At 53.2% G+C, this 24,887-nt stretch carries 18 protein-coding genes, 8 tRNA genes and 4 rRNA genes; 2 read left to right on the plus strand and 28 right to left on the minus strand.

What is annotated here, in order from left to right; genetic code table 11:
- Positions 1 to 642: ExeA family protein (locus tag AP057_RS10935; RefSeq protein ID WP_055358729.1), on the plus strand; the 642-nt coding region annotated here is incomplete at its 5' end.
- Between the two features lie 197 nt (positions 643 to 839).
- On the opposite strand, the gene AP057_RS17060 is transcribed toward AP057_RS10935, so the two are convergent.
- From AP057_RS17060 to guaB, 3 genes are all read right to left on the minus strand, one after another.
- Complete coding sequence (locus AP057_RS17060; protein WP_152968880.1) at positions 840 to 1,067, minus strand: hypothetical protein; 228 nt, start codon at positions 1,065 to 1,067, stop codon at positions 840 to 842.
- A 138-nt stretch (positions 1,068 to 1,205) separates the two neighbouring features.
- Positions 1,206 to 2,561: a D-alanyl-D-alanine carboxypeptidase family protein gene (locus tag AP057_RS10945; RefSeq protein WP_055358731.1), complete on the minus strand. Its 1,356-nt coding sequence runs from the start codon at positions 2,559 to 2,561 to the stop codon at positions 1,206 to 1,208.
- A gap of 104 nt (positions 2,562 to 2,665) precedes the next feature.
- A complete protein-coding gene (gene guaB, locus AP057_RS10950; protein WP_055358732.1) occupies positions 2,666 to 4,132 on the minus strand; it encodes an IMP dehydrogenase in 1,467 nt (488 codons plus the stop codon).
- A 126-nt stretch (positions 4,133 to 4,258) separates the two neighbouring features.
- On the opposite strand from guaB, the gene AP057_RS10955 reads away from it, so the two are divergent.
- Positions 4,259 to 5,248, plus strand: a complete 990-nt coding sequence (locus tag AP057_RS10955) for a YaaC family protein (protein WP_049625370.1) — start codon at positions 4,259 to 4,261, stop codon at positions 5,246 to 5,248.
- A 104-nt stretch (positions 5,249 to 5,352) separates the two neighbouring features.
- Here the strand turns inward: AP057_RS10955 and rrf (AP057_RS10960) are convergent.
- The 25 genes from rrf (AP057_RS10960) to ftsH form a co-directional block, all read right to left on the minus strand.
- A 5S ribosomal RNA gene (rrf, locus tag AP057_RS10960) occupies positions 5,353 to 5,469 on the minus strand.
- A 198-nt stretch (positions 5,470 to 5,667) separates the two neighbouring features.
- Positions 5,668 to 8,595 (minus strand): 23S ribosomal RNA (locus tag AP057_RS10965).
- A gap of 397 nt (positions 8,596 to 8,992) precedes the next feature.
- Positions 8,993 to 10,551, minus strand: a 16S ribosomal RNA gene (locus AP057_RS10970).
- 204 nt (positions 10,552 to 10,755) lie between these two features.
- Positions 10,756 to 10,828, minus strand: a tRNA-Ala gene (locus AP057_RS10975).
- 12 nt (positions 10,829 to 10,840) lie between these two features.
- Positions 10,841 to 10,914 (minus strand) — tRNA-Pro (locus tag AP057_RS10980).
- 4 nt (positions 10,915 to 10,918) lie between these two features.
- Positions 10,919 to 10,992, minus strand: a tRNA-Arg gene (locus tag AP057_RS10985).
- A 3-nt stretch (positions 10,993 to 10,995) separates the two neighbouring features.
- Positions 10,996 to 11,081: transfer RNA gene (locus AP057_RS10990), tRNA-Leu, on the minus strand.
- Positions 11,082 to 11,096: 15 nt separating this feature from the next.
- A tRNA-Gly gene (locus AP057_RS10995) sits at positions 11,097 to 11,171 on the minus strand.
- A gap of 11 nt (positions 11,172 to 11,182) precedes the next feature.
- Positions 11,183 to 11,267, minus strand: a tRNA-Leu gene (locus tag AP057_RS11000).
- 17 nt (positions 11,268 to 11,284) lie between these two features.
- Positions 11,285 to 11,357, minus strand: a tRNA-Lys gene (locus AP057_RS11005).
- A 285-nt stretch (positions 11,358 to 11,642) separates the two neighbouring features.
- A tRNA-Val gene (locus AP057_RS11010) sits at positions 11,643 to 11,718 on the minus strand.
- Positions 11,719 to 11,726: 8 nt separating this feature from the next.
- Positions 11,727 to 11,843: ribosomal RNA gene (gene rrf, locus AP057_RS11015) — 5S ribosomal RNA — on the minus strand.
- Together the 16S, 23S and 5S rRNA genes with 8 tRNA genes alongside form the textbook arrangement of a ribosomal RNA operon.
- Positions 11,844 to 12,350: 507 nt before the next feature.
- Entirely contained in the window at positions 12,351 to 13,835 is a 1,485-nt protein-coding gene (gene lysS, locus AP057_RS11020; RefSeq protein WP_033008952.1) for a lysine--tRNA ligase, read from the minus strand.
- A gap of 330 nt (positions 13,836 to 14,165) precedes the next feature.
- Positions 14,166 to 15,164, minus strand: a complete 999-nt coding sequence (dusB, locus tag AP057_RS11025) for a tRNA dihydrouridine synthase DusB (protein WP_055358733.1) — start codon at positions 15,162 to 15,164, stop codon at positions 14,166 to 14,168.
- 15 nt (positions 15,165 to 15,179) lie between these two features.
- A complete protein-coding gene (locus tag AP057_RS11030; protein ID WP_055358734.1) occupies positions 15,180 to 15,401 on the minus strand; it encodes a helix-turn-helix domain-containing protein in 222 nt (73 codons plus the stop codon).
- Positions 15,353 to 15,880 carry a 2-amino-4-hydroxy-6-hydroxymethyldihydropteridine diphosphokinase gene (gene folK, locus AP057_RS11035; protein ID WP_033008956.1) on the minus strand — a complete coding sequence of 176 codons (528 nt, stop codon included), beginning with the start codon at positions 15,878 to 15,880 and terminating at the stop codon, positions 15,353 to 15,355. The genes AP057_RS11030 and folK overlap by 49 nt, the downstream gene beginning before the upstream one ends.
- A gap of 1 nt (position 15,881) precedes the next feature.
- Entirely contained in the window at positions 15,882 to 16,241 is a 360-nt protein-coding gene (folB, locus tag AP057_RS11040; protein ID WP_287136198.1) for a dihydroneopterin aldolase, read from the minus strand.
- Positions 16,234 to 17,088: a dihydropteroate synthase gene (folP, locus tag AP057_RS11045; protein WP_050368050.1), complete on the minus strand. Its 855-nt coding sequence runs from the start codon at positions 17,086 to 17,088 to the stop codon at positions 16,234 to 16,236. Before folP ends, folB begins: the two co-directional genes overlap by 8 nt.
- Positions 17,085 to 17,960 (minus strand): aminodeoxychorismate lyase, encoded by an 876-nt coding sequence (gene pabC / locus AP057_RS11050; protein ID WP_055358735.1) that lies wholly within the window; start codon positions 17,958 to 17,960, stop codon positions 17,085 to 17,087. Before pabC ends, folP begins: the two co-directional genes overlap by 4 nt.
- A 7-nt stretch (positions 17,961 to 17,967) precedes the next feature.
- Positions 17,968 to 18,543 carry an aminodeoxychorismate/anthranilate synthase component II gene (gene pabA / locus AP057_RS11055; RefSeq protein WP_055358736.1) on the minus strand — a complete coding sequence of 192 codons (576 nt, stop codon included), beginning with the start codon at positions 18,541 to 18,543 and terminating at the stop codon, positions 17,968 to 17,970.
- Between the two features lie 5 nt (positions 18,544 to 18,548).
- Positions 18,549 to 19,970, minus strand: a complete 1,422-nt coding sequence (pabB, locus tag AP057_RS11060; protein ID WP_055358737.1) for an aminodeoxychorismate synthase, component I — start codon at positions 19,968 to 19,970, stop codon at positions 18,549 to 18,551.
- 118 nt (positions 19,971 to 20,088) lie between these two features.
- Positions 20,089 to 21,015: a cysteine synthase A gene (cysK, locus tag AP057_RS11065; protein ID WP_033014187.1), complete on the minus strand. Its 927-nt coding sequence runs from the start codon at positions 21,013 to 21,015 to the stop codon at positions 20,089 to 20,091.
- 86 nt (positions 21,016 to 21,101) lie between these two features.
- Positions 21,102 to 21,980, minus strand: coding sequence for an Hsp33 family molecular chaperone HslO (hslO, locus tag AP057_RS11070; RefSeq protein ID WP_033014188.1), 879 nt, complete (start codon positions 21,978 to 21,980; stop codon positions 21,102 to 21,104).
- A 14-nt stretch (positions 21,981 to 21,994) separates the two neighbouring features.
- Positions 21,995 to 22,771, minus strand: coding sequence for a type III pantothenate kinase (locus AP057_RS11075; RefSeq protein ID WP_033009019.1), 777 nt, complete (start codon positions 22,769 to 22,771; stop codon positions 21,995 to 21,997).
- A 131-nt stretch (positions 22,772 to 22,902) separates the two neighbouring features.
- Positions 22,903 to 24,801 (minus strand): ATP-dependent zinc metalloprotease FtsH, encoded by a 1,899-nt coding sequence (ftsH, locus tag AP057_RS11080; RefSeq protein ID WP_033014189.1) that lies wholly within the window; start codon positions 24,799 to 24,801, stop codon positions 22,903 to 22,905.
- Positions 24,802 to 24,887: the final 86 nt, after the last annotated feature.

Genomic DNA, 24,887 nt, shown 5'->3' on the forward strand with positions numbered 1-24,887 from the left:
GGCAAGACGTTCGCCCTTCGGGCGCTGAAAGAGTCATTGAATCCATCATTGTATCATGTCGTCTACTTTCCGTTATCCACCGGAGGYGTGATGGATTTTTACCGTGGACTGGCCTTGGGATTAGGAGAGGAACCGAAGTACCGCAAGGTAGAYCTCTTCCGCCAAATCCAGCAGGCGATCGAGCGATTGTATCATGAACGGCGGATCACGCCGGTGTTCATTTTGGATGAGATGCATTTAGCGAAGGATGCATTTTTACAGGACATCGCGATCTTGTTCAACTTTGAGATGGATTCGACCAACCCATTTGTCTTGATTTTGGCCGGGCTGCCCCATTTACAGGGGAAGCTGCGGCTCAATCAGCACCGCCCTCTCGACCAGCGGATCATCATGCGATACCGGATGGGGCCKCTGGAGAAGGAAGAGGTGGCGGGCTACATCGARCATCGGATGAAACAGGCCGGGGCGAAGCATCCGATCTTCACCCCATCGGCGTTAGAGGCGATTGCCCTGCAGTCGCGGGGATGGCCTCGGGTGATCAACACGTTGGCCACGACGTGCCTGTTATACGGGTATCAGCTGAAAAAGGACGCCATTGACGAAGAAGTGGTGCGCATGGCCGCAGAGGAAATGGGGTATTAGCACGAAAGGGGCCGAATCGGCCTCTTTTGTGCTTTCTCTTTTCCATAGGTCCATCAGGCGCGCTGGAAATCTTCATCTGAAAGAGCGTGCAAACGTTCCGAAAGAATGTGCAAAATCTGGAACAATCCGCAAAAATTTTGCACATTATTTCCGAATCCGCCTGAAATAATTTGAAAAAGGGATTCTGAAATAATGTGCTAATTTACAGTGTAAGCGTAAAGGAGAATTTTGGTCATCATTTTCGGATGATAGGCGGAGGCGCCCCCTCCTTTGTAGTAAGCAAGAAACGTCTCCATCGGGATGCGTTCAACCATCTCATGAACCACGTGGGCCATGTTATCCCGTGGAATGAGATCGGCGATGTTGCTTGGCAAAGAGAGGTTGTCCATGGTATACTCTTTAAAGGAAATATGATCATGTTTCATAAAAGAATCGCCCTTCTTTCGGTGGTAGTGGTTTTGGTGACTCTATTCTACCAGAAAAAAGGGCGATTCTTCTATATTTGAGGCAAAAAAGTGGGGGCTGATCCCAAAACGCATTCGCGTTTTGGGTCAGCCCCAGCGTTACAACCAACCTTTCACCGTTTTGGCAACGCTTGTCCATAAATCAGCAAACAGTCCGCCAATCGCACGCATCGAGAGAACGAACCAGTTGGCTTTCTCCACCTCGGTTGTCGTAACGAGCGGCACCCGGATGTTTTTTTGCATGTCCGGGCTTAAGAACGCGAGCGAGTCATCGCCTTTGTATTCAAGCGTCATATATCCGACCGTCTCTCCTTTTTTCAACGGAGCGATCAATTTTCCTTCTTTCGTCATTTTTTTCTGATCCAATACATAAACCGGCTTGTACTGTTTTTCCTCGCCATTTTTGATGAGCAGAGACAGCTTTTTCGCCGTTGCGACGCGAACTTCTTTTTCCTTCCCTTTCACGACTGGAATCGTCTCTTTCCCCTTCAGCTGATACCCTTTCGGATAGAGAGTTTGGAGCGAGTATTGATGAAATCCATAGTTAAATAGTTTTTCTGTCTCCTTAAAACGCGCCTCTTTCGTCGTTTTTCCGCTTGCATCCTTGGCATTCATCACGACGGAAATTAGACGGACGCCGTTCCGCTTCGCCGTCCCGGTGAAACAGTTGCCGGCAAATTCCGTATAGCCGGTTTTCAACCCGTCTACCCCTTCGTATCCGTACACAAGCCCTGGTAGCATCCAGTTCCAGTTGTCCATTTTAATTTCGTCCTCTGTTCCTCCTCGGAACATTTTATGGGGAATGCTCGCCGTTTCCAGCACCTCTGGATGGTCTTTCAGCAGCCGGTAGGCAAGGGTGGCCATGGCTCGCGCAGACATGACATTTTCCTCATCCGAGTTTGTCCCTTCCGGGTAGATTCTTTTTAAGTCTTCGTTGCTTAACCCTGTCGCATTCACGAATTTATAATCTTTCAACCCGAGCTGTTTCGCTTTTTCATTCATCATTTTCACGAAATTTTTCTCTGACCCAGCAATGATTTCCGCAATCGCGACCGTAGCCCCATTGGCCGAATAAATGGCCATTGCCTCGTACAGTTCGCGCACTGTATACTTGCCATCTTTGCGCAGCGGAACGTTGGACAGCGCCCGGTCTTGCGACAACCGGTACACATACTCACTCGGCGTATACGTCTGATCCCACTTGACACGTTTCGCCTTAACGGCGTCAAGAAGCAAATACTCGGTCATCATTTTTGTCATGCTGGCAATACCAAGCACCGTATCAATGTTTTTCTCATATAAAATTCTTCCCGTCTTCGCGTCCACTAAAATCGCGGCGTCCGCCCGGATGTCAAGCGGAGCGCTTTCCGCCTTCGCCGTCTGTTGAAACGGCCATAGTGTTAAGCAAAGACAAACAGACAGCAGCCAAAACAACCACTTTCGTTTCCTCTTCACATCGAAACCCTCCTCACACAACCGTTATTGTAACATACAGGCGGCCAAAAAAATAGACGGAGAATCTGTCTCCGTCAAAGTTAGGCTGATGGACGCAGCCTTGATCAAAACGTGGAGTAGTTCGGCGCTTCTTTCGTAATTTGCACGTCATGCGGATGGCTTTCGCGAAGCCCTGCGCCCGTCATGCGGACAAATTGCGTTTTCTCCCGCAGCTCATCCAAGTTCCTCGTTCCACAATAGCCCATACCGGCGCGCAAGCCACCGACAAGCTGATAAATCGTATCGGCGAGCGGCCCTTTGTACGGCACACGCCCTTCGATGCCTTCCGGGACAAACTTTTTCGCGTCTTCTTGGAAATAACGATCTTTGCTGCCGCGCTCCATCGCCGCGACCGACCCCATGCCCCGGTATACTTTAAAGCGACGGCCTTGGTAAATTTCCGTCTCGCCTGGGCTTTCCGAGACGCCGGCGAGCAAACTGCCGAGCATGACCGCATGAGCTCCGGCGGCAATCGCCTTCACGATGTCGCCAGAGTATTTAATGCCGCCGTCAGCGATGATCGGGACGCCATGTTTGCGCGCCTCAGTCGCACAGTCATAGATCGCCGTAATTTGCGGCACACCAACCCCGGCGACAACCCGGGTCGTGCAGATGGACCCCGGACCGATTCCGACTTTAATAATGTTCGCCCCAGCCTCAATCAAGTCGCGCGTCCCTTCAGCTGTCGCGACATTGCCGGCGATGATGTTCAAGTCCGGGTATTGGCGGCGGATGTTGGCCACCGTCTCTAGGACGCCTTTCGAATGGCCGTGCGCCGTGTCAACGACAATGACATCAACCCCTGCCTCAACAAGCTTTTTGACGCGAATCATCGTGTCCGCCGTCACCCCGACGGCCGCCCCGACAATCAGCCTCCCTTTCGCATCTTTCGCCGAATTCGGGAACTCGATCACCTTTTCGATGTCCTTAATCGTAATAAGCCCTTTTAGAACTCCATTTTCATCGACGAGAGGCAATTTTTCCACTTTGTGCTTTTGCAAAATTTTTTCCGCTTCTTCTAACGTAGTCCCTACCGGGGCTGTAACCAAGTTCTCCTTCGTCATTACCTCGGAAATTTTAATCGAGTAATCCTGAATAAAGCGCAAATCGCGGTTCGTGATAATGCCGACAAGCTTTTGTTCCTCGGCATTGTTGACGATCGGCACGCCGGAGATGCGATACTTGCTCATTAAATGTTCCGCATCATACACTTGATGATCAGGCGTTAAGAAAAACGGATCCGTAATAACACCGCGCTCTGACCGCTTTACTTTGTCGACTTGTTCCGCCTGTTGCTCAATCGACATGTTTTTGTGAATGACGCCAAGACCGCCTTGACGCGCCATCGCAATAGCCATTTCCGCTTCGGTTACTGTATCCATGCCGGCGCTAATGATTGGGATGTTCAACTGGAGCGTATCGCTTAATTTCGTCGTGACATCAACATCACGCGGTAGCACGTCCGATTTTGCTGGAATGAGAAGAACATCATCAAACGTCAAGCCTTCCTTTGCGAATTTCGCTTCCCACATGTTTTCTCCCCCTTGTCCGGAAATATTATTAGTAGCTTAACAACTGGTTAAACTACTGTCAAGGAATCAAAAAAATGTCCAACTTTTCAGTTATCTTCTTACAATTCCATGGCAAGGGGGGTAAAAATGTTCGGAAATCCCGGTAAAGCTGTCAACTTTTCTATTTTCCGCTCCGCTGACGTCGCCCAGCGCTTTTTGCTGCAATGCTACAAACAGCAACAACGGGAAGACGCTGTTCAGCGCAGTTATACAAACTGTTATCCATTTTTATATTATTTGGAGCATGGGCAAAACTTTTATGCCGCCGCCAGGCAGTCGCCATTGTCCATTAAACCGGTTCTTTTGTTTTATGGCATGGTGCAGCTGATAAAGGCGTGCCTGCTCACCGTCGATCCGGACTATCCTGAATCGACATCCGTTTTAGCCCATGGAGTGTCAACGAGAAAGCGCAAAAAACAAGGCTATGAATTTTTAGATGACGAAGTCAAAATCCAAAAAAACGGTTTGTTCACTCATTTTTCTGAAAAAATGTTTCATGTGAAACAAGAGGCGGGGGAAAAATTTCGCATGGGCATGCTGTTGCAACGAATCTGCGAACTGCACGAAACATTTTTTTGTTTAAGCGACCGAAAAAAGCCATTGTCGTTGCCGGTCGTACATACGGTTTCACCGCCCATGCTGGCCATTCCGAAGGCGATTTTGGACCATTACCATATGTCGCAGCTCCGCTTCATCCAGTACATGAGCGAGGAAGGGCACGAAAAACAGCTGACATTCGCCAAGGAGGAAGGGGAATTTCTTTATTTCAAAATGGAATCGCCGCTATCGCCGATTAAGGAAGGGCCGTTTTTATTCCATTCGAACGGAACATACCATATCCCAACGAAGAAGGAAAAAATCTTTGCGCTCCCGGAAATCCATGCCCATTATTTGCTGCTGTACAATTTGAGCATGATCTCCCGCTACGAAACAGAGTGGTGGAGCGAACTTCTTCACTCTTACTCAAGCAAGGCGTACATTTTTATTCTTCAATTTCTTTCCATATCGGCGGACAAAGTGCCCCTGCTGCTAAACGAATATTTAATGCATAAGTTTTGGGCCAAGCCAAATGATTGAATGCTCTCCCACCTGCACGAACACGCGGGAGTAAAGGCTTCCCAGCGCGGGTTGATAAAAAGCACCCCATTGCGCGTCATGCACAATGGGGTGCTCTGTTTTCCGCCTAGCAGCGACCTACTCTTGCAGGGGCGCTGGCCCCAACTACCATCGGCGCTGGAGGGCTTAACTTCCGTGTTCGGGATGGGAACGGGTGTTTCCCCTCCGCTATCACCACTAGGCCATATGAGGTTGTCAGGAATTCGTTCCCTGAAAACTAGATAACCGTTTCAGGAAGAAGCCGGGGCGCTTTCACTTTTCATTGTCTAGCTCCGGCTCGCCGCCGCTCGGGGTCAAATAACCTTCCCCCTCGGGGTGCTAGCACCCCTGCGGGTGAAGAACATTTGCCCGTCGCGGCGAACCGCTCGCCTGCGCTTTTCTAGGTTAAGCCCTCGATCGATTAGTATCCGTCAGCTCCACGTGTCGCCACGCTTCCACCTCGGACCTATCGACCTCGTCATCTTCGAGGGATCTTACCCGCCTGACGCGGTGGGAAATCTCATCTTGAGGGGGGCTTCACGCTTAGATGCTTTCAGCGCTTATCCCGTCCGCACATAGCTACCCAGCGGTGCCCCTGGCGGGACAACTGGTACACCAGCGGTGCGTCCATCCCGGTCCTCTCGTACTAAGGACAGCTCCTCTCAAATTTCCTGCGCCCGCGACGGATAGGGACCGAACTGTCTCACGACGTTCTGAACCCAGCTCGCGTACCGCTTTAATGGGCGAACAGCCCAACCCTTGGGACCGACTACAGCCCCAGGATGCGATGAGCCGACATCGAGGTGCCAAACCTCCCCGTCGATGTGGACTCTTGGGGGAGATCAGCCTGTTATCCCCGGGGTAGCTTTTATCCGTTGAGCGATGGCCCTTCCATGCGGAACCACCGGATCACTAAGCCCGACTTTCGTCCCTGCTCGACCTGTCCGTCTCGCAGTCAAGCTCCCTTGTGCCTTTGCACTCTCCGAATGATTTCCAACCATTCTGAGGGAACCTTTGGGCGCCTCCGTTACCTTTTGGGAGGCGACCGCMCCAGTCAAACTGCCCGCCTGACACTGTCTCCCACCCCGCTAAGGGGTGCGGGTTAGAATTTCAATAYCGCCAGGGTGGTATCCCACCGCCGCCTCCACCGAAGCTGGCGCTCCGGCTTCCCAGGCTCCCACCTATCCTGTACAAGCGATACCAAAATTCCATATCAGGCTGCAGTAAAGCTCCACGGGGTCTTTCCGTCCTGTCGCGGGTAACCTGCATCTTCACAGGTAGTATAATTTCACCGGGTCTCTCGTTGAGACAGCGCCCAAGTCGTTACACCTTTCGTGCGGGTCGGAACTTACCCGACAAGGAATTTCGCTACCTTAGGACCGTTATAGTTACGGCCGCCGTTTACTGGGGCTTCGGTTCGCACCTTCGCTTCCGCTAAGCGCTCCCCTTAACCTTCCAGCACCGGGCAGGTGTCAGCCCCTATACGTCGCCTTTCGGCTTCGCAGAGACCTGTGTTTTTGATAAACAGTCGCTTGGGCCTTTTCACTGCGGCTCGTTCGGGCTCTTCACCCAAACGAGCACCCCTTCTCCCGAAGTTACGGGGTCATTTTGCCGAGTTCCTTAACGAGAGTTCTCCCGCGCGCCTTAGGATTCTCTCCTCGCCTACCTGTGTCGGTTTGCGGTACGGGCACCTCTTCCCTCGCTAGAGGCTTTTCTTGGCAGTGTGAAATCGGGGACTTCCGGATGACTCCGTCGCCATCACCGCTTGGCCTTACAATCCGCGGATTTGCCTACGGATCAGCCTTRCGGCTTGGACAGGCTCTTCCAGCCGCCTGCTCGCCCTATCCTCCTGCGTCCCCCCATCGCTCAAACGGGAAGGAGGTGGTACAGGAATCTCAACCTGTTGTCCATCACCTACGCCTTTCGGCCTCGGCTTAGGTCCCGACTAACCCTGAGCGGACGAACCTTCCTCAGGAACCCTTAGGCTTTCGGCGCAGAGGATTCTCACCTCTGTTTTCGCTACTCATACCGGCATTCTCACTTCTAAGCGCTCCACCAGTCCTTCCGGTCTGGCTTCAACGCCCTTAGAACGCTCCCCTACCGATGACCAACGGTCATCCCGCAGCTTCGGCGGCACGTTTAGCCCCGGTACATTTTCGGCGCAGAGTCACTCGACCAGTGAGCTATTACGCACTCTTTAAATGGTGGCTGCTTCTAAGCCAACATCCTGGTTGTCTTTGCAACTCCACATCCTTTTCCACTGAACGTGCACTTTGGGGCCTTAGCTGGCGATCTGGGCTGTTTCCCTCTCGACCACGGATCTTATCACTCGCAGTCTGACTCCCGGGCATAAGTCGTTGGCATTCGGAGTTTGACTGGGTTCGGTAACCCGATGAGGGCCCCTAGCCCAATCAGTGCTCTACCTCCAACACTCTCCATCCCGAGGCTAGCCCTAAAGCTATTTCGGGGAGAACCAGCTATCTCCAAGTTCGATTGGCATTTCACCCCTACCCACACCTCATCCCCGCACTTTTCAACGTGCGTGGGTTCGGGCCTCCAGCCGGTGTTACCCGGCCTTCACCCTGGACATGGGTAGATCACCTGGTTTCGGGTCGACGACGACGTACTTTTCGCCCTGTTCAGACTCGCTTTCGCTGCGGCTCCGCCTCTTCGGCTTAACCTCGCACGCCATCGTCACTCGCCGGTTCATTCTACAAAAGGCACGCCATCACGCATGAACGCGCTCTGACTACTTGTAGGCACACGGTTTCAGGTTCTCTTTCACTCCCCTTCCGGGGTGCTTTTCACCTTTCCCTCACGGTACTGGTGCACTATCGGTCACTAGGGAGTATTTAGCCTTGGGAGATGGTCCTCCCTGCTTCCGACGGGATTTCCCGTGTCCCGCCGTACTCAGGATCCGCTCGGGAGGGAACGAAGTTTCGACTACAGGGCTGTCACCTTCTCTGGCCGGCCGTTCCAGACCGGTTCGTCTACCCCGTTCCTTTCTCACTCCCACAATGAGCGGTCCTACAACCCCAAGAGGCACGCCTCTTGGTTTGGGCTGTTCCCGTTTCGCTCGCCGCTACTCAGGGAATCGCGTTTGCTTTCTTCTCCTCCGGGTACTAAGATGTTTCAGTTCCCCGGGTGTGCCCTCCATGCCCTATGGATTCAGGCATGGATACTGCCCCATTACGGACAGTGGGTTCCCCCATTCGGACATCTCCGGATCAACGCTTGCTTACAGCTCCCCGGAGCGTTTCGGCGTTTGCCCCGTCCTTCATCGGCTCCTAGTGCCAAGGCATCCACCGTGCGCCCTTTCTAGCTTAACCTACAGCGCTCTCGGCTTCTTCCTTGCTGTCTAGCGTCGGCGCCTGGCTCTCTTCTGCCAAATAACCTTCCCCCTCGGGGTGCCAGCACCCCTCTGGGTGAAGAACATTTGGCTTCGAGAGCCGATCGCGGCGCCTCCGCTTTTCTTTCCGGTTATCTAGTTTTCAAGGAACGATTTTTGTCATTGAGAGAACATGACTCGTTCCCTCAAAACTGAACGAAACAGAAGCGCGATTTGTTAATGGTTGGCCATTGCGGCCTCCGCTTTTCGAATTGTCTAGCTCCGGCTCGCCGCCGCTCGGGGTCAAATAACCTTCGCCTTCCGGGTGCAAGCACCCTTGCAGGCGAAGAACATTTGCCCATCGCGGCGACCCGCGAGCCTCCGCTTTTCGTCCTTAGAAAGGAGGTGATCCAGCCGCACCTTCCGGTACGGCTACCTTGTTACGACTTCACCCCAATCACTTGCCCCACCTTCGGCGGCTGGCTCCCTTGCGGGTTACCTCACCGACTTCGGGTGTTGCAAGCTCTCGTGGTGTGACGGGCGGTGTGTACAAGGCCCGGGAACGTATTCACCGCGGCATGCTGATCCGCGATTACTAGCGATTCCGGCTTCATGCAGGCGAGTTGCAGCCTGCAATCCGAACTGAGAGCGGCTTTTTGGGATTCGCTCCCCCTCGCGGGTTCGCAGCCCTTTGTACCGCCCATTGTAGCACGTGTGTAGCCCAGGTCATAAGGGGCATGATGATTTGACGTCATCCCCACCTTCCTCCGACTTGTCGCCGGCAGTCCCTCTAGAGTGCCCAACCGAATGCTGGCAACTAGAGGCGAGGGTTGCGCTCGTTGCGGGACTTAACCCAACATCTCACGACACGAGCTGACGACAACCATGCACCACCTGTCACCCTGTCCCCCCGAAGGGGGAACGCCCAATCTCTTGGGTTGTCAGGGGATGTCAAGACCTGGTAAGGTTCTTCGCGTTGCTTCGAATTAAACCACATGCTCCACCGCTTGTGCGGGCCCCCGTCAATTCCTTTGAGTTTCAGCCTTGCGGCCGTACTCCCCAGGCGGAGTGCTTATCGCGTTAGCTGCAGCACTAAAGGGTGTGACCCCTCTAACACTTAGCACTCATCGTTTACGGCGTGGACTACCAGGGTATCTAATCCTGTTTGCTCCCCACGCTTTCGCGCCTCAGCGTCAGGTGCAGGCCAGAGAGCCGCCTTCGCCACTGGTGTTCCTCCACATCTCTACGCATTTCACCGCTACACGTGGAATTCCGCTCTCCTCTCCTGCCCTCAAGTCCCCCAGTTTCCAATGACCCTCCACGGTTGAGCCGTGGGCTTTCACATCAGACTTAAGAGACCGCCTGCGCGCGCTTTACGCCCAATAATTCCGGACAACGCTCGCCCCCTACGTATTACCGCGGCTGCTGGCACGTAGTTAGCCGGGGCTTTCTCGTGAGGTACCGTCACCGCGCCGCCCTCTTCGAACGGCGCTCCTTCGTCCCTCACAACAGAGCTTTACGACCCGAAGGCCTTCTTCGCTCACGCGGCGTCGCTCCGTCAGGCTTTCGCCCATTGCGGAAGATTCCCTACTGCTGCCTCCCGTAGGAGTCTGGGCCGTGTCTCAGTCCCAGTGTGGCCGGTCACCCTCTCAGGCCGGCTACGCATCGTCGCCTTGGTGAGCCGTTACCTCACCAACTAGCTAATGCGCCGCGGGCCCATCCGCAAGTGACAGCCCAAAGGCCGCCTTTCAACCGAAGACCATGCGGTCTTCGGTGTTATCCGGTATTAGCTCCGGTTTCCCGGAGTTATCCCGGTCTTGCGGGCAGGTTGCCCACGTGTTACTCACCCGTCCGCCGCTGACCGAACAAGAGCAAGCCCTCGTTCGGTCCGCTCGACTTGCATGTATTAGGCACGCCGCCAGCGTTCGTCCTGAGCCAGGATCAAACTCTCCAAAGAAAGTTGATTGGCTTTTGCTTCGGCCCATGCGGACCTCCGCTTTTCGTATTGTCCAGCTTCGATCCGCCGCCGCTCGGGGTCAAATAACCTTCACCTTCCGGGTGCAAGCATCCTTGCAGGCGAAGAACATTTGCCCATCGCGGCGACCCGCGGACCTCCGCTTTTCGTCGCGCTTCGTTTCGTTCAGTTTTCAAGGAACGATAATGGAGCCTATCGGGATCGAACCGATGACCTCCTGCGTGCAAAGCAGGCGCTCTCCCAGCTGAGCTAAGGCCCCATGCGGACGCTATCGGGAAGACAGGATTTGAACCTGCGACCCCATGGTCCCAAACCATGTGCTCTGCCAAGCTGAGCTACTTCCCGCTAACGCGCTCGAGAGGATTCGAACCCCTAACCTTCTGATCCGTAGTCAGATGCTCTATCCAATTGAGCTACGAGCGCAAGTGCCGAGGGCCGGACTCGAACCGGCACGGTAGTTACCTACCCCAGGATTTTAAGTCCTGTGCGTCTGCCAATTCCGCCACCCCGGCTAATAGGAAAATAAATGGAGCGGAAGACGGGACTCGAACCCGCGACCCCCACCTTGGCAAGGTGGTGTTCTACCACTGAACTACTTCCGCCCAAATCATTATGCGGGTGAAGGGACTCGAACCCCCACGCCCGTAAAGGGCACTAGACCCTGAATCTAGCGCGTCTGCCAATTCCGCCACACCCGCAAATATATAGTTGGTAGTGAGCCATGGAGGACTCGAACCTCCGACCCTCTGATTAAAAGTCAGATGCTCTACCTACTGAGCTAATGGCTCATGGTTGGGTATACACTCACAGCGAACGATGTCCCTTCCTCTGCTAGCGTATTCGAAGATGCAAGATGCGTCGGGACAACTCGCAGCAAACTCGATGATGCAACGCTCGTTGCTCTACCTACTGAGCTAATGGCTCATGGTTGGGTATACACTCTAAGCTTCATTTCACTCTACCTGCCCCTTCCTCTACAAGCTTATTCGAAGAAGTCAAGTGCGTCGGGGCAACTCGCAGCGAACTCGAAGATGCAACGCTCGTTACTGAGCTAATGGCTCATGGTATATAAATGGTGGAGGATGACGGGATCGAACCGCCGACCCCTTGCTTGTAAGGCAAGTGCTCTCCCAGCTGAGCTAATCCTCCACGCTGTTGCCTAGCGACGACCTACTCTCGCAGGGGCGCTGGCCCCAACTACCATCGGCGCTGGAGGGCTTAACTTCCGTGTTCGGGATGGGAACGGGTGTTTCCCCTCCGCTATCATCACTAGGCAGTCAACAGAACAGACAAGTTATATTATAATCAAATTTGTTTGCTTGTCAATATCCTTTTGTTCGTCATTATTGACGTCTCACGTGCTATCATAATATAACACACTGAAGAAAGCTTGTCAACTCATTTCGTTTTTTGTTTTGTTCTCAAAAACAACATTGCTCATTATATACATTCTATGACTAAAAGTCAATCGTCGAACGAAAATTAGCGTTGGTACGTGTTATAGGCAAATGCGAGTGGTGTATGATGCAAATATGATTTGCCAAGACGATAGTAATGATCAACGATTTTCCGGTTTAGATCTTTCCATTTGTCTAGGACGGGCGGCAAATTGAGAAACTTTGCAACACTATAACTTCGTTCCTTTCGATTTCTCAAAAACCAAACGAATCCGTTGTTTTTCACCGGCCTTCTTAGGGGCTGGCAGCAGCCGGCTTTTTCTTGAATCGAGTTCTCATAACAAACTGTCCCCTGCCGTTGTTCGCAACAGGGGACGATCGTGGTTATTTATGGCGCATTTGCGGGAAGAGCAATACATCGCGAATGGACGGTGAATTGGTCAAAAGCATGACTAACCGGTCGACCCCGATCCCGAGTCCGCCCGTCGGCGGCATGCCGTATTCGAGCGCTTCGAGGAAATCTTCGTCCATTTCGTGCGCTTCATCGTTTCCTTGTTCGCGCTCCTTCAGCTGCTCCTCAAACCGTTGACGCTGATCGATCGGGTCGTTTAGTTCCGTAAAGGCGTTCGCATGTTCGCGCCCGACGATGAACAGCTCAAACCGATCGGTAAAGCGCGGGTCGTCTGGGTTTTTCTTGGCTAATGGCGAGATTTCGACCGGGTGGCCGTAAATGAACGTCGGCTGGATCAGTTTATCCTCTACTTTTTGTTCAAAAAATTCATTGACGATATGGCCGAACGTCATGTGCGGCGCGACTTCGACACCGTGTTCTTTGGCCAGCTCCCGCGCCTCTTCGTCGCTCATCTGCCGCCAGAAATCGACGCCGACATATTCCTTGATCGCATCGACCATATGGAGGCGCCGCCATTCAGGCGTCAAGTCGACAAGATGTTCGCCGTACTGGATTTTTGTTGTGCCAAGCACTTCCGTGGCAATATGAGCGATCAAGTTCTCCGTTAATTTCATGATATCGCGGAAGTCGGCATACGCCTCGTACAATTCGAGCATCGTAAACTCCGGGTTATGGCGGGTGGAAATGCCTTCATTCCGGAAAACGCGCCCGATTTCATACACTTTTTCCAAGCCGCCGACGATGAGCCGTTTCAAATGCAGCTCGATGGCGATCCGCATATACAGCGTCATATCGAGCGCATTATGATGCGTAATGAACGGGCGCGCCGCCGCACCGCCTGCTACGGCGTGCATCATCGGTGTTTCGACTTCTAAGTAGCCATGGCTGTCAAGATAGCGACGCATCGATTGAATAATGAGACTGCGGGTGATGAACGTCTTTTTGCTCTCCGGATTCATAATTAAATCGAGGTAGCGTTGGCGGTAGCGCTGCTCGATATCTTTTAAGCCGTGGTATTTTTCCGGCAGCGGACGCAGCGCTTTTGTTAAAAATTCATACGACGATACTTTGATCGAAAGTTCGCCGACCTTTGTTTTAAACATCGTGCCGCGCACGCCGACGATGTCGCCGAGGTCGGAGATTTTAAACAGCTCGTATTGCTGTTCGCCAACATCGTCTTGGCGGACGTAAATTTGAATTTGTCCCGTCACGTCCTGGATGTGAGCAAAGCCCGCTTTTCCCTTGCCTCTCTTTGTCATGATGCGGCCGGCGACGGCGACTTCGATTTGTTGCTCTTCGAGTTCCTCTTTTGACAAATCTCCGTACAGTTCAAACAGCTCTTCCGCTTTATGCGTGCGCTCGAACCGTTTGCCAAACGGATCGACACCCAATTCCTCAATTTTTTTCAGCTTTTCCCTGCGGACGCGCAGTTGGTCGTTCAATTCTTCATGGCTCATACCTCATTCACTCCATTTAGCGATTTTTTACGAAAAATACTGCCAGCACCCGCTGGCAGTCTTCCGCTGCATGAACGTCATCTCCGTTGTGTGAACTACCCGCTACCTACGCTTCGCTTAGAGGTGAAGGCTTCAAGCGACTTGTGCGTGTTCGCCGAACGGTAAGCCACACACCAGAACCCTTTACGCTTCCCTTCGTTCCGAAGGTGTCCGTTCTAGCCATATTCTATCCTATTCGTTGGCTAACGCCAACCAACATTCATCTCCCACTTACTCACTGGGTTACACCCTTCGCGTTCCTTGAGGTGGGAGACTTCTTTCGGAAATCCGTTAAACGGCTTCGGCGTTCGCCGCCCGGCTTTCCGCTTCTTCGGCGACTTGAAGCAAGAGCGCGGCCAATTCGTCCCGCGTCTCGCACTCGTTGATGGCGTTGCGGATTTTCGCCGCCCCGCGGATGCCTTTTAAATACCAAGCCGCGTGCTTGCGCATTTCTTTCACCGCAATGTACTCGCCTTTAAGGGCGATCAGACGGTCCAAGTGCAGCAGGCAGACATCGATTTTTTCCCTTGGGGTCGGTTCGGGAATGAGCTCCCCTGTTTCTAAATAGCGGACCGTGCGATAGATTATCCACGGGTTGCCGAGCGCCGCCCGCCCGATCATCACGCCGTCAACCCCAGTTTCTTCGAGCATCCGCTTGGCATCCTGCGGCGTTTTGACATCACCGTTTCCGATGACTGGAATGTTGACGGCCTCTTTGACTTGCTTAATGATGTCCCAATTCGCCTTCCCTTCATACATTTGCACCCTTGTCCGTCCATGGACGGCGACGGCTTTGCCGCCGGCGCGTTCGACCGCTTGGGCGTTTTCAACAGCGTAAATATGTTGGTCATCCCAACCGATTCGCATCTTGACCGTGACGGGTTTTTCGACGGCGTCGACAATGGCGGCGACGACATCGTAAATTTTGTTCGGGTCGAGGAGCCATTTCGCTCCGGCATCGCAATTCGTAATTTTCGGCACTGGGCAGCCCATGTTGATGTCGATAATATCGGCATTTGTATTTTTGTCGACAAATTTCGCTGCTTTGACAAGTGTTTCCTTTTCACCGCCGAAAATTTGCAAGCTGAGCGGCTTTTCGCGTTCGTCGATATAGAGCATATTTAACGTCTTTTCATTGTTGTATACGATTCCTTTATCGCTCACCATCTCTGCGCATACAAGACCGGCGCCGAACTCCTTTACGGTCAGGCGGAAAGCCGAATTGCACACGCCTGCCATCGGCGCAAGGACGACACGGTTTTGAATTTCCACATCACCAATGCGAAACATAAAAACGCCTCCTTTCTACCTGTTTGATTCGAACTTTGGCGGTTCCAGCTCCTCAACCGATACGTTCAGCCGCTCGGCGATCTGTCCGACAAGCGTGTCGGACGGCATCCGGTTCCCCCGTTCAATTTCGCCGAGAATCGAAACGGAAATGCCGAGTTCCTTGGCCAACTTTTCTTGTGTATATCCTTTCAGCTTTCGAAAAGCGCGAATACGTCTTCCCCATCTTTCTGCTTCCATACACGAACTCCTTTTTTGTCGGGTAGTCGGTCAATAATGTCTGCTAACGGTTCCGAAACGTTCGGTATTGTCAAATGGGAATTGATCTCGAGCAACGGGATTAAAACAAACGCCCGCTCCGCCATGCGCGGATGCGGAATGACAAGTCGCTCTGTCTCAATATTTTCATGATTGTACAACAAAATGTCAAGGTCTAACGTGCGCGGCCCCCAGCGAGTTTCCCTTTTCCTGCCAAATTCCTGTTCGATTTGTTGCGTCACGTCAAACAAAGCAAATGGCGACAAAGCGGTCGCCACCTCAATCACCATGTTTAAAAACTTGTCTTGGTTGACGTAACCGACCGGGTCGGTTTCATAGATGGACGAACCCGATGTGACAAAAATTCCCTTATGGCGATGAAGCGCCGCGACGGCTGAACGCAAATAGTACGCACGATCTCCAAGGTTGGAACCTAAAGCAATATACGCAATGTTTTCCATCTTACCGCCCCCTGTAGATTTCAACGGCGACATGCTGATAATGGCCGCGAATGGGCGGATTCGGCTTGATTACTTTCACCGTGCACCGCTGAACGGCGGGGAAAGCGGCAAGCAGCTCATCCGCGATCGCCTCGGCAACCGCTTCGATCAAGGCGAGCGTCCTCTCTTCCACGATCGTCCGACAGCGCTCGTATACTTCCGCATAGTTCACCGTATGCTCGAGACGGTCGCTCCGGCCGGCTGGACGCAAGTCGAGCTCAAGGGCCACATCGACCAAAAACCGCTGGCCGAGGACGTTTTCTTCTCGGAGCACTCCGTGATAACCGTAAAATTCCATACCTTGAATATAAATTTTATCGATGGCCGCTCTCTCCTTTCCCGAGCATCGCATCCATCATTTTCGCCATGCGGGCGATCGGCAATACGTCATGGACGCGGACGATATGCGCCCCCTTCACGATGCCAAGGCAAACCGTCGCCCCCGTTCCTTCGACCCGCTCCTCAACCGGCACATCGAGCACATGGCCGATAAACCGTTTGCGCGATGTGCCAAGCAAAAGTGGGTATCCCAAAGCAGCAAACTCATCGAGACGCCGCATCACTTCCAGGTTATGTTCAACCGTTTTGGCAAATCCGATCCCCGGATCTACAATAATGTTTTCCTCTTTTACTCCCGCCTGTTTGACAATACGGATGCTCTCCTTCAAGTCGGCGATCATGTCGGAAATGAGATCGCGGTATGCCATATCGTGACGGTTGTGCATTAAAATGATCGGCACTCCGTACGAAGCGGCGACGTGGGCCATATCCGGATCGGCTTTGGCGCCCCAAACGTCGTTGATGATATGCGCTCCCGCTTCAATGGCCTGCCTTGCGACCTCGGCTTTATACGTGTCGACGGAAATCGGCACGTCCACCGCATCGGCGATCGCTTTGACTGCCGGAATGACGCGCTGTAGCTCTTCATCAAGCGGCACTGGATCCGCCCCCGGACGAGTTGATTCACCGCCGATGTCAATGATGTCGGCTCCTTCCGCCACGAGCCGTTTCGCATGCTCGACCGCTTTTTCCACTTCATAAAACCGGCCGCCGTCGGAAAACGAGTCAGGCGTCACATTGACAATGCCCATGATCAACGTTTTTTGGCGCAAATCCAGCTCATGTCCGCGGCATTTTAATACAAAGGAACGCGTCATCGTTGCCATCATTCGTTCATCCTTTCTTTCAGTTCGTTCCTCGTCCATAATGTATCGGTAAAGCGGCGGTAATGATGTTGCAGCGCACAGGTCACCGGGCCATGTTTTCCGCTATAAGAGCGGCGGCCGATGCGGTGAAGCGGCACAATTTCCTGCAGTGAATTCGTAATAAAGACCTCATCAGCCTCCTGCAAATGGGACAGGGGATACGCTCCCTCTTTAATCGGGATATGAAGCCGTTCGAGCAAGGCGATGACGAACTGCCTCGTAACGCCGTTTAATATGCCAACAGACGGCGCCGGGGTGTAGACAACGCCGTCCTTGACCCAAAAAATATTCGAAACGATTCCCTCGGCTACTTGCCCGTCCCGATTTAAAAAAATGCCTTCCACATCCACACGGCGGCCAAGCTCCCACTTTCCAATTATATTGTTTAAATAATGATGCGATTTTAACCGTTCATCGCCTTCAGGGCTGTTCCGCCTCGTTGTTAAAACGACCCCTTCTTTCCCTTCTGGAGGGGCGGATGGCGGCAGCGGCTTCATATAGACGATCACCGTTGGATGGCTATACTGCTCCATCGACAAGCCAAGACCGCCAACCCCAGCCGAGACGTTGAAACGTACATAGGCGTCCTGAAGACCATTGGCCCTGAGCAACCGCTCGATGATCCCGAGCGCCTCCGCACGGCTTACCTGCTTTTGGATGCGCAACTCGGAAAGCCCGCGATTTAGCCGCGCTAAATGATCGTCAAGCAAAAACGGATGTCCCTCATACGTGCGGAACGTCTCAAACAAGCCGATCCCGTATAAAAAACCGTGGTCAAACGCCGAAACCCTCGCCTCCTCATACGGGACAATCTCCCCATTGACATACACATACATATGCCCATCACGCCTTTTTGTACGTATCAATAAAATTTTTCAGCAGCTGCATCCCATGGCTGGTCATAATCGACTCCGGGTGGAACTGTACTCCTTCGATTGGCAATGTTTTATGGCGAATGGCCATCACTTCGTCTTCGTCCGTCCAAGCCGACACGATGAAACAGTCTGGAAGCGTCTCTTTCTCAACGATAAGGGAATGGTAGCGCGTCGCTGTAAACGGGCTTGGCACGCCGCGGAAAATCGTTTCCCCGTCATGGTAAACGGACGACGTTTTCCCGTGCATCAGCCTTAGGGCACGGATGACGCGGCCGCCAAACGCCTGGGCGATCGCCTGATGGCCGAGGCAGACGCCAAAAATCGGGATGCGGCCGGCGAAGCGATCGATAACGGCCAAGCTGATTCCCGCCTCATTCGGTGTACATGGGCCGGGGGAAATCATGATAAAATCGGGATGAAGCCGCTCAATCTCGTCCACCGTAATTTCGTCGTTCCGCTTTACGAGCAGCTCTTCGCCTAAAACCCCTAAATATTGCACCAAATTGTACGTAAACGAATCATAGTTATCGATCATGACGATCATCCTTCTCACCTCATGCTCTGAAATAAAGTCTCTGCTTCGCTCAGCTCTTTCGCCTTCCAGAGGGCAGCGGCTTTTTTCAAACATTCTTTGTACTCGTGCTCCGGGTTGGAATCGATGACAATGCCTGAGCCTGCTTGCACATGGGCCAGCCCGTTTTTCACAACCATCGTGCGGATGGCGATGTTTAGCTCCATATTCCCTTGAAAATCGATCCAGCCGATCGAACCGGTGTACAAACCGCGGCGAACCGGCTCCAATTCTTCGATGATTTCCATCGTCCGCACTTTCGGAGCGCCGGTGATCGTTCCGCCGGGAAACATCGCACGAATAACAGAAAACGCATCATGTTCCGGAGCCATGATGCCGGATACGTGGGAAACAATATGCATCACATGCGAATACTTTTCCACCGTCATCCACTCATCGACACGCACCGTCCCATAGACACAGACACGCCCAAGGTCATTCCGCTCAAGATCAACGAGCATGGCGTGCTCGGCCCGCTCTTTTTCGCTGGCTAGCAGTTTGCGGGCGATTTGCCCGTCTTCCGCTTCCGTGCGTCCGCGCGAGCGGGTTCCGGCTATCGGGCGTGTTTCCAGCCGTTCTCCCTGCTTGCGGACGAGCAGCTCCGGCGAACCGCTGACAATTTGACATTCAGGGGTATGCACATACGCCATGTACGGCGACGGGTTAATGGTCCGCAGTTGTTTGTACACAGCGAACGGGTGGGTCAACAGCGGACGGGACTGGCGCACCGACAAATTAACTTGGAACACATCGCCCGCTGCAATATAATGTTGAACGCGGCGGACCGCTTCCATAAACTGCTCCTTTGTCATGGAAACCGATGGACAAGCCGATGAGACAACGGACGGCCAAACCGGCGGGCTGCTTCGCTCTTCAAGCCACAGCCGTTCATACATCTCCAACCGCCGCTCCGCTTCTCCTTCTTCCCCTTCATCTGCATAAGCGAGCAAATGAAGGCGATCGGTTTGATGATCGTAAATCGCCACATCGTCAAATACAAAAAACTGCATAGACGGTAGCTGCAAATCATCTACAGCCAACGATGGAAGCCGTTCGATATAACGAGCGGCGTCATAGCTGATATAGCCGACCAACCCGCCTTGGCACGGGAGCGGCTCCCCCTCCCCCGGCGCCACACGTTGTGAAAACCATTGCTGCAGCAACTCGAGCGGTGGCCCGTTCAGCACCGTTTCTTTTCCACGATAGATAATGGACAGCTGATGCCCGGCGGCACGAATGATCCCGCTCGGATTGAGGCCGATGATGCTGTATCTTCCCCCTTGTCCGCTCTCCAGCAACACGTGGTGCCGCCGGCCGTATGCCAGTTGCTCATACTGATAAAACCAATCCCGCCCGCTGTAATGAATGGTCCGCTTCAGCCGCCTTCGTCTTTGTTTCATCACAGCCAACCCCTTTACGACGCTCATCATTATCCTTATTGTACAATGAGTCGGCGCTCATATCACCCATAAACATAAAAAAGTTCGACAGGGTCACCCCTGCCGAAAGTAAAGCTGCTTAGTCTTCGAATTGGTAAAGCGGCGTGCTCAAATAGCGCTCCCCATTGCTCGGGATGATGGCAAGCACTTTTTTTCCTTTGCCGAGCTCTTTCGCCACCTTCAACGCCGCATGAATGGCAGCGCCGGACGAAATGCCGCCAAGGATGCCTTCTTCGCGGGCGGCGCGGCGGGCAGCCGCAAACGCTTCGTCGGTTGTGACGGTAATGACTTCATCGTAAATGCTTGTATCCAAAATATCTGGGATAAATCCGGCTCCGATTCCTTGAATTTTATGCGGGCCCGGTTTGCCGCCCGACAAGACCGGCGAATCAGCCGGCTCAACCGCATAAATTTTAATGTTTGGATACGCTTCACGCAACACTTTGCCGGCGCCTGTGATCGTTCCGCCCGTCCCGATGCCGGCCACAAACGCATCAAGCTGGTCGCCCATTTGTTCGACGATTTCTTTGCCCGTTGTCAAACGATGAATTTCCGGGTTGGCTTCGTTTTTGAATTGCTGCGGCATAAAATAGCCATGCTCGCGAGCGAGCTCTTCCGCTTTTTCGATCGCACCACGCATTCCTTGAGCGCCCGGCGTGAGCACCAGCTCAGCTCCATACGCCCGCAACAGGTTGCGGCGCTCTAAGCTCATCGTATCCGGCATGACCAACACTGCTTTGTATCCTTTCGCCGCCGCGACCATTGCCAGCCCGATTCCGGTGTTGCCGCTTGTCGGTTCGACGATCGTATCGCCTGGCTTCAGTTTTCCTTCTTTTTCCGCCGCCTCAATCATTGCCAATGCAATCCGGTCTTTGACGCTGCTGCCCGGGTTCATGAACTCCAATTTTACATAAACATCAGCGCTGTCCTCATCGACGATACGATTTAGTTTCACGGCTGGTGTATCGCCGATCAGTTCCGTTACAGAATTGACTGTGCGTGCCATGGTTCCACCCCTAATCCCGATTAATTTTATCGAATTTATCTCCAATGTATCAGCTATTAGTGAAATTGTCAATCATTTTCGCGTTTTCACCGTTTTTCGGCAAGTTGCTTCAGCTGTTCGAGCTCTTCTTTCGCAAAATGGTATGTTTCATTGCAAAAATGGCATGACGCTTCCGCCTGCCCTTCCTTGTCGATGATATCTTGAATCTCCCCTGGCCCCAGGCTGATGAGCGCATCCGCGATCCGCTCGCGCGAACAGCGGCAGACAAATGACACCGGCATCGTCTCCAACACCCGGACGCCGCCGCCTAATTGTTCCAATATTTGCTCCGGTGTTAGGCCGTTTTCAATCATGCGCGACACAGGCGGAATTTGTTTCAACCGCTCCTCAATGCGGCTGATCGTTTGTTCTTCCGTTCCAGGCATCAATTGAATGATAAACCCTCCCGCGGCCCGGATCGTGTAATCGGGGTTGACGAGCACGCCGACGCCGACGGACGACGGGATTTGCTCGGAAGAAGCGAAATAATAGGTGAAATCCTCACCGAGCTCCCCCGAGATGATCGGCACTTGACCGGTGAAAAAGTCGCGCAGCCCGAGGTCTTTGACGACCGTCAGCATCCCGTTTTTGCCGACCGCCCGCGCGACATCGAGTTTCCCGTGTTCATTCAGCTCGAAATGCACGTGCGGATTGGTCACATAGCCGCGCACTTCCCCTTTGGCATTGCTGTCGATTAAAATCGTGCCGATCGGCCCGCCGCCATCAATTTTGATGGTCAACGTTTCATCCCCTTTTAACATTGCTCCCATCATAACGCCGGCCGTCAGCGCCCGTCCGAGCGCCGCCGAGGCGGTCGGCCACGTTTGATGGCGGCGCTGCGCTTCCGCCACCGTCTCCGTCGTCCTTGCCGCATACGCCCTCACCTGTCCGTCATAGGCGAGCGCTTTGACTAAGTAATCTCCCATCTTCACCAAACCCTTCATCCTTTTTTCTCGGTGTTTTTCTCGTACAACAATTTTAAGCCTGTCAGCGTCAAAAACGGATCCACGACATCGATCACATCCGATTCGCCGGCAATGAGAGGCGCAAGGCCGCCAGTGGCGATGACTTTCGGCGGAACTTTGCTTTTCGCCTTCATGCGCGACACGATGCCTTCCACTTGTCCAACATATCCGTATAAAATGCCGGCCTGCATGGCGCTGACTGTATTTTTGCCGATGATATCGTCCGGACGGGCGATTTCAATGCGCGGCAATTTTGCTGCCCGCGCAAACAGCGCCTCCGTCGAAATCATAATTCCCGGGGCAATAGCCCCTCCCATATATTGTTTATGTTCGTTAATATAACAATACGTGGTCGCCGTGCCAAAATCGACAATAATGAGCGGGCTGCCGTACAAATGGATGCCCGCGACCGCATTGACGATCCGGTCGGCGCCCACTTCGCGCGGATTATCGTATTTAATGTCCAGCCCGGTTTTAATGCCCGGTCCGACAACGAGCGGCTTTACGTGGAAATATTTTAAGCACATGCGTTCAAGGGCAAACATAATCGGCGGCACAACCGAAGAAATGATGATGCCGCGGATGTCGGAAAACTGCAAGCCGACATGGCTCAAGAGCGCCTTGATGGTCATGCCATACTCGTCTTCCGTTTTCGCCCGGCTCGTCTCGATGCGCCAATGGTGTTTTAATTCATCGCCGTCATAAACCCCCAACACGGTATTGGTGTTGCCGACGTCCAACACAAAAATCATGGCCTCATTCCCCACTTTTCTTCAATAAGTTCCTTTCTCTATCATATCATACTTGATTTTCCCGCGGAAAAAACAGCGCCAACCTACGGGGCCGCGGCTAAAAAAAAGATGCCTCTGAATAGAGACATCGATTACTCCTCTTTCTTTTGAATATTGATTTTCACGTCGATGTCGCCCTTGCCTGCTTCATCGCGGCCTTTGCGGTCGGGCGGCAGCGTGCCGTGCTCAAATAAATGTTTAATTTGTTCCGCATCAAGCGTTTCGACTTCCAACAGCGTTGTGGCGATTAGATCCAGTTTGTCACGGTGCTGCGTTAAAATCTGCTTCGCCTTTTCGTAGCACTCTTTAATGATGCGCTGGATTTCCAAGTCAATTTCGTAAGCAATTTTATCGCTGTAATTTTGCTCATTATGCAAGTCGCGTCCTAAAAACACTTGCCCGCTCGGTTGGCCGAATTGCAGCGGACCAAGCTTTTCGCTCATGCCGAACTCCGTCACCATCCGGCGCGCGATGTTTGTCGCCCGCTGAAAATCGTTGTGGGCCCCCGTGCTCACTTCGTTGAACACGATTTCCTCGGCGACGCGCCCGCCGAGCAGGCCGGTGATTTTATCCATTAATTCGGCTTTCGTCATAAAGTACCGGTCTTCTTTCGGCAGCATGACCGCATAGCCTCCGGCTTGGCCGCGCGGAACGATCGTCACTTTATGCACCATTTCCGCGTCGGCAAGCACCATGCCGATGACCGTATGCCCAGCTTCGTGAAACGCGACGATCCGCCGCTCTTTTTCCGAAATGACGCGGCTTTTTTTCGCCGGTCCGGCAATGACGCGGTCGGTCGCCTCGTCGATGTCGCTCATGTCGATTTTCTTTTTGTTGCGGCGCGCTGCAACGAGCGCCGCTTCGTTCAACAAGTTTTCCAAATCGGCGCCGGAAAATCCCGGCGTGCGCATGGCGATCGCCTTCAAATCAACCGACTCATCGAGCGGCTTGTTGCGGGCATGCACGCGCAACACCGCTTCGCGCCCTTTCACATCCGGCCGGTCGACGGTAATCTGCCGGTCGAAGCGGCCCGGGCGCAACAGCGCCGGGTCTAAAATGTCCGGCCGGTTTGTTGCCGCAATAATAATGATGCCTTCATTGCCGTTAAAACCGTCCATTTCCACAAGCAGCTGGTTGAGCGTCTGCTCCCTCTCATCGTGGCCGCCGCCAAGGCCGGCGCCGCGCTGGCGGCCGACGGCGTCAATCTCGTCGATGAAAATGATGCACGGTGCGTTCTTTTTCGCTGTTTCAAACAAGTCGCGCACGCGCGAAGCGCCAACCCCAACGAACATTTCTACGAAATCCGACCCGCTGATCGAGAAAAACGGCACGCCCGCTTCCCCGGCAACCGCGCGCGCCAACAACGTTTTCCCGGTCCCCGGCGGCCCGACAAGCAACACCCCTTTTGGAATGCGGGCGCCGAGTTCGGCGAATTTGCGCGGATCTTTCAAAAACTCAACAATTTCCACGAGCTCTTCTTTTTCCTCGTCCGCTCCAGCCACATCGCGAAAACGGACCTTCCGCTTGTCATCCGTATACAGCCGCGCCCGGCTTTTGCCGAAATTCATCACCCGGCTGCCGCCGCCCTGTGCCTGGTTCAAAAGGAAGAAGAACAAAATAAAAATAATAACAAATGGGATGATGGAAGTGAAAAACGTCACCCATCCGCTCGTTTCATCCGCAGGCACAACTTCCACCCGCGTCCGCGCCGCCGCCGCATCGATGCGGTCAAGCACTTTGTCACTGTTCATGACGTAGGTGGAAAAGTACTGCCCTTCGCTATATGTTTTCAACTGGCCTTTGATTTCATATACGCCGCGCTCCGGCTTAATGGAAAACGACTCAACGTCCCCGTTTTCCAGATGAGTGATAAACGCATCGTACGTCATCGGCTCAGTTCGCTGGTTCGTGCCGTTAAAAAAGCTGACGACGCCGATCACGACGAGGAAAATCAGCAAATAAAAGATGGTGTTGCGGAAAATCCGGTTCATTTCTTGCCTCCTCCCATATGAAACACACTATACTCAATACTAGCATAGAAATTTGCTTAAATACAAACAATTCGGCCGGTGCACGA

Source organism: Geobacillus sp. Sah69 (genome assembly GCF_001414205.1).
GTDB lineage: Bacteria > Bacillota > Bacilli > Bacillales > Anoxybacillaceae > Geobacillus > Geobacillus stearothermophilus.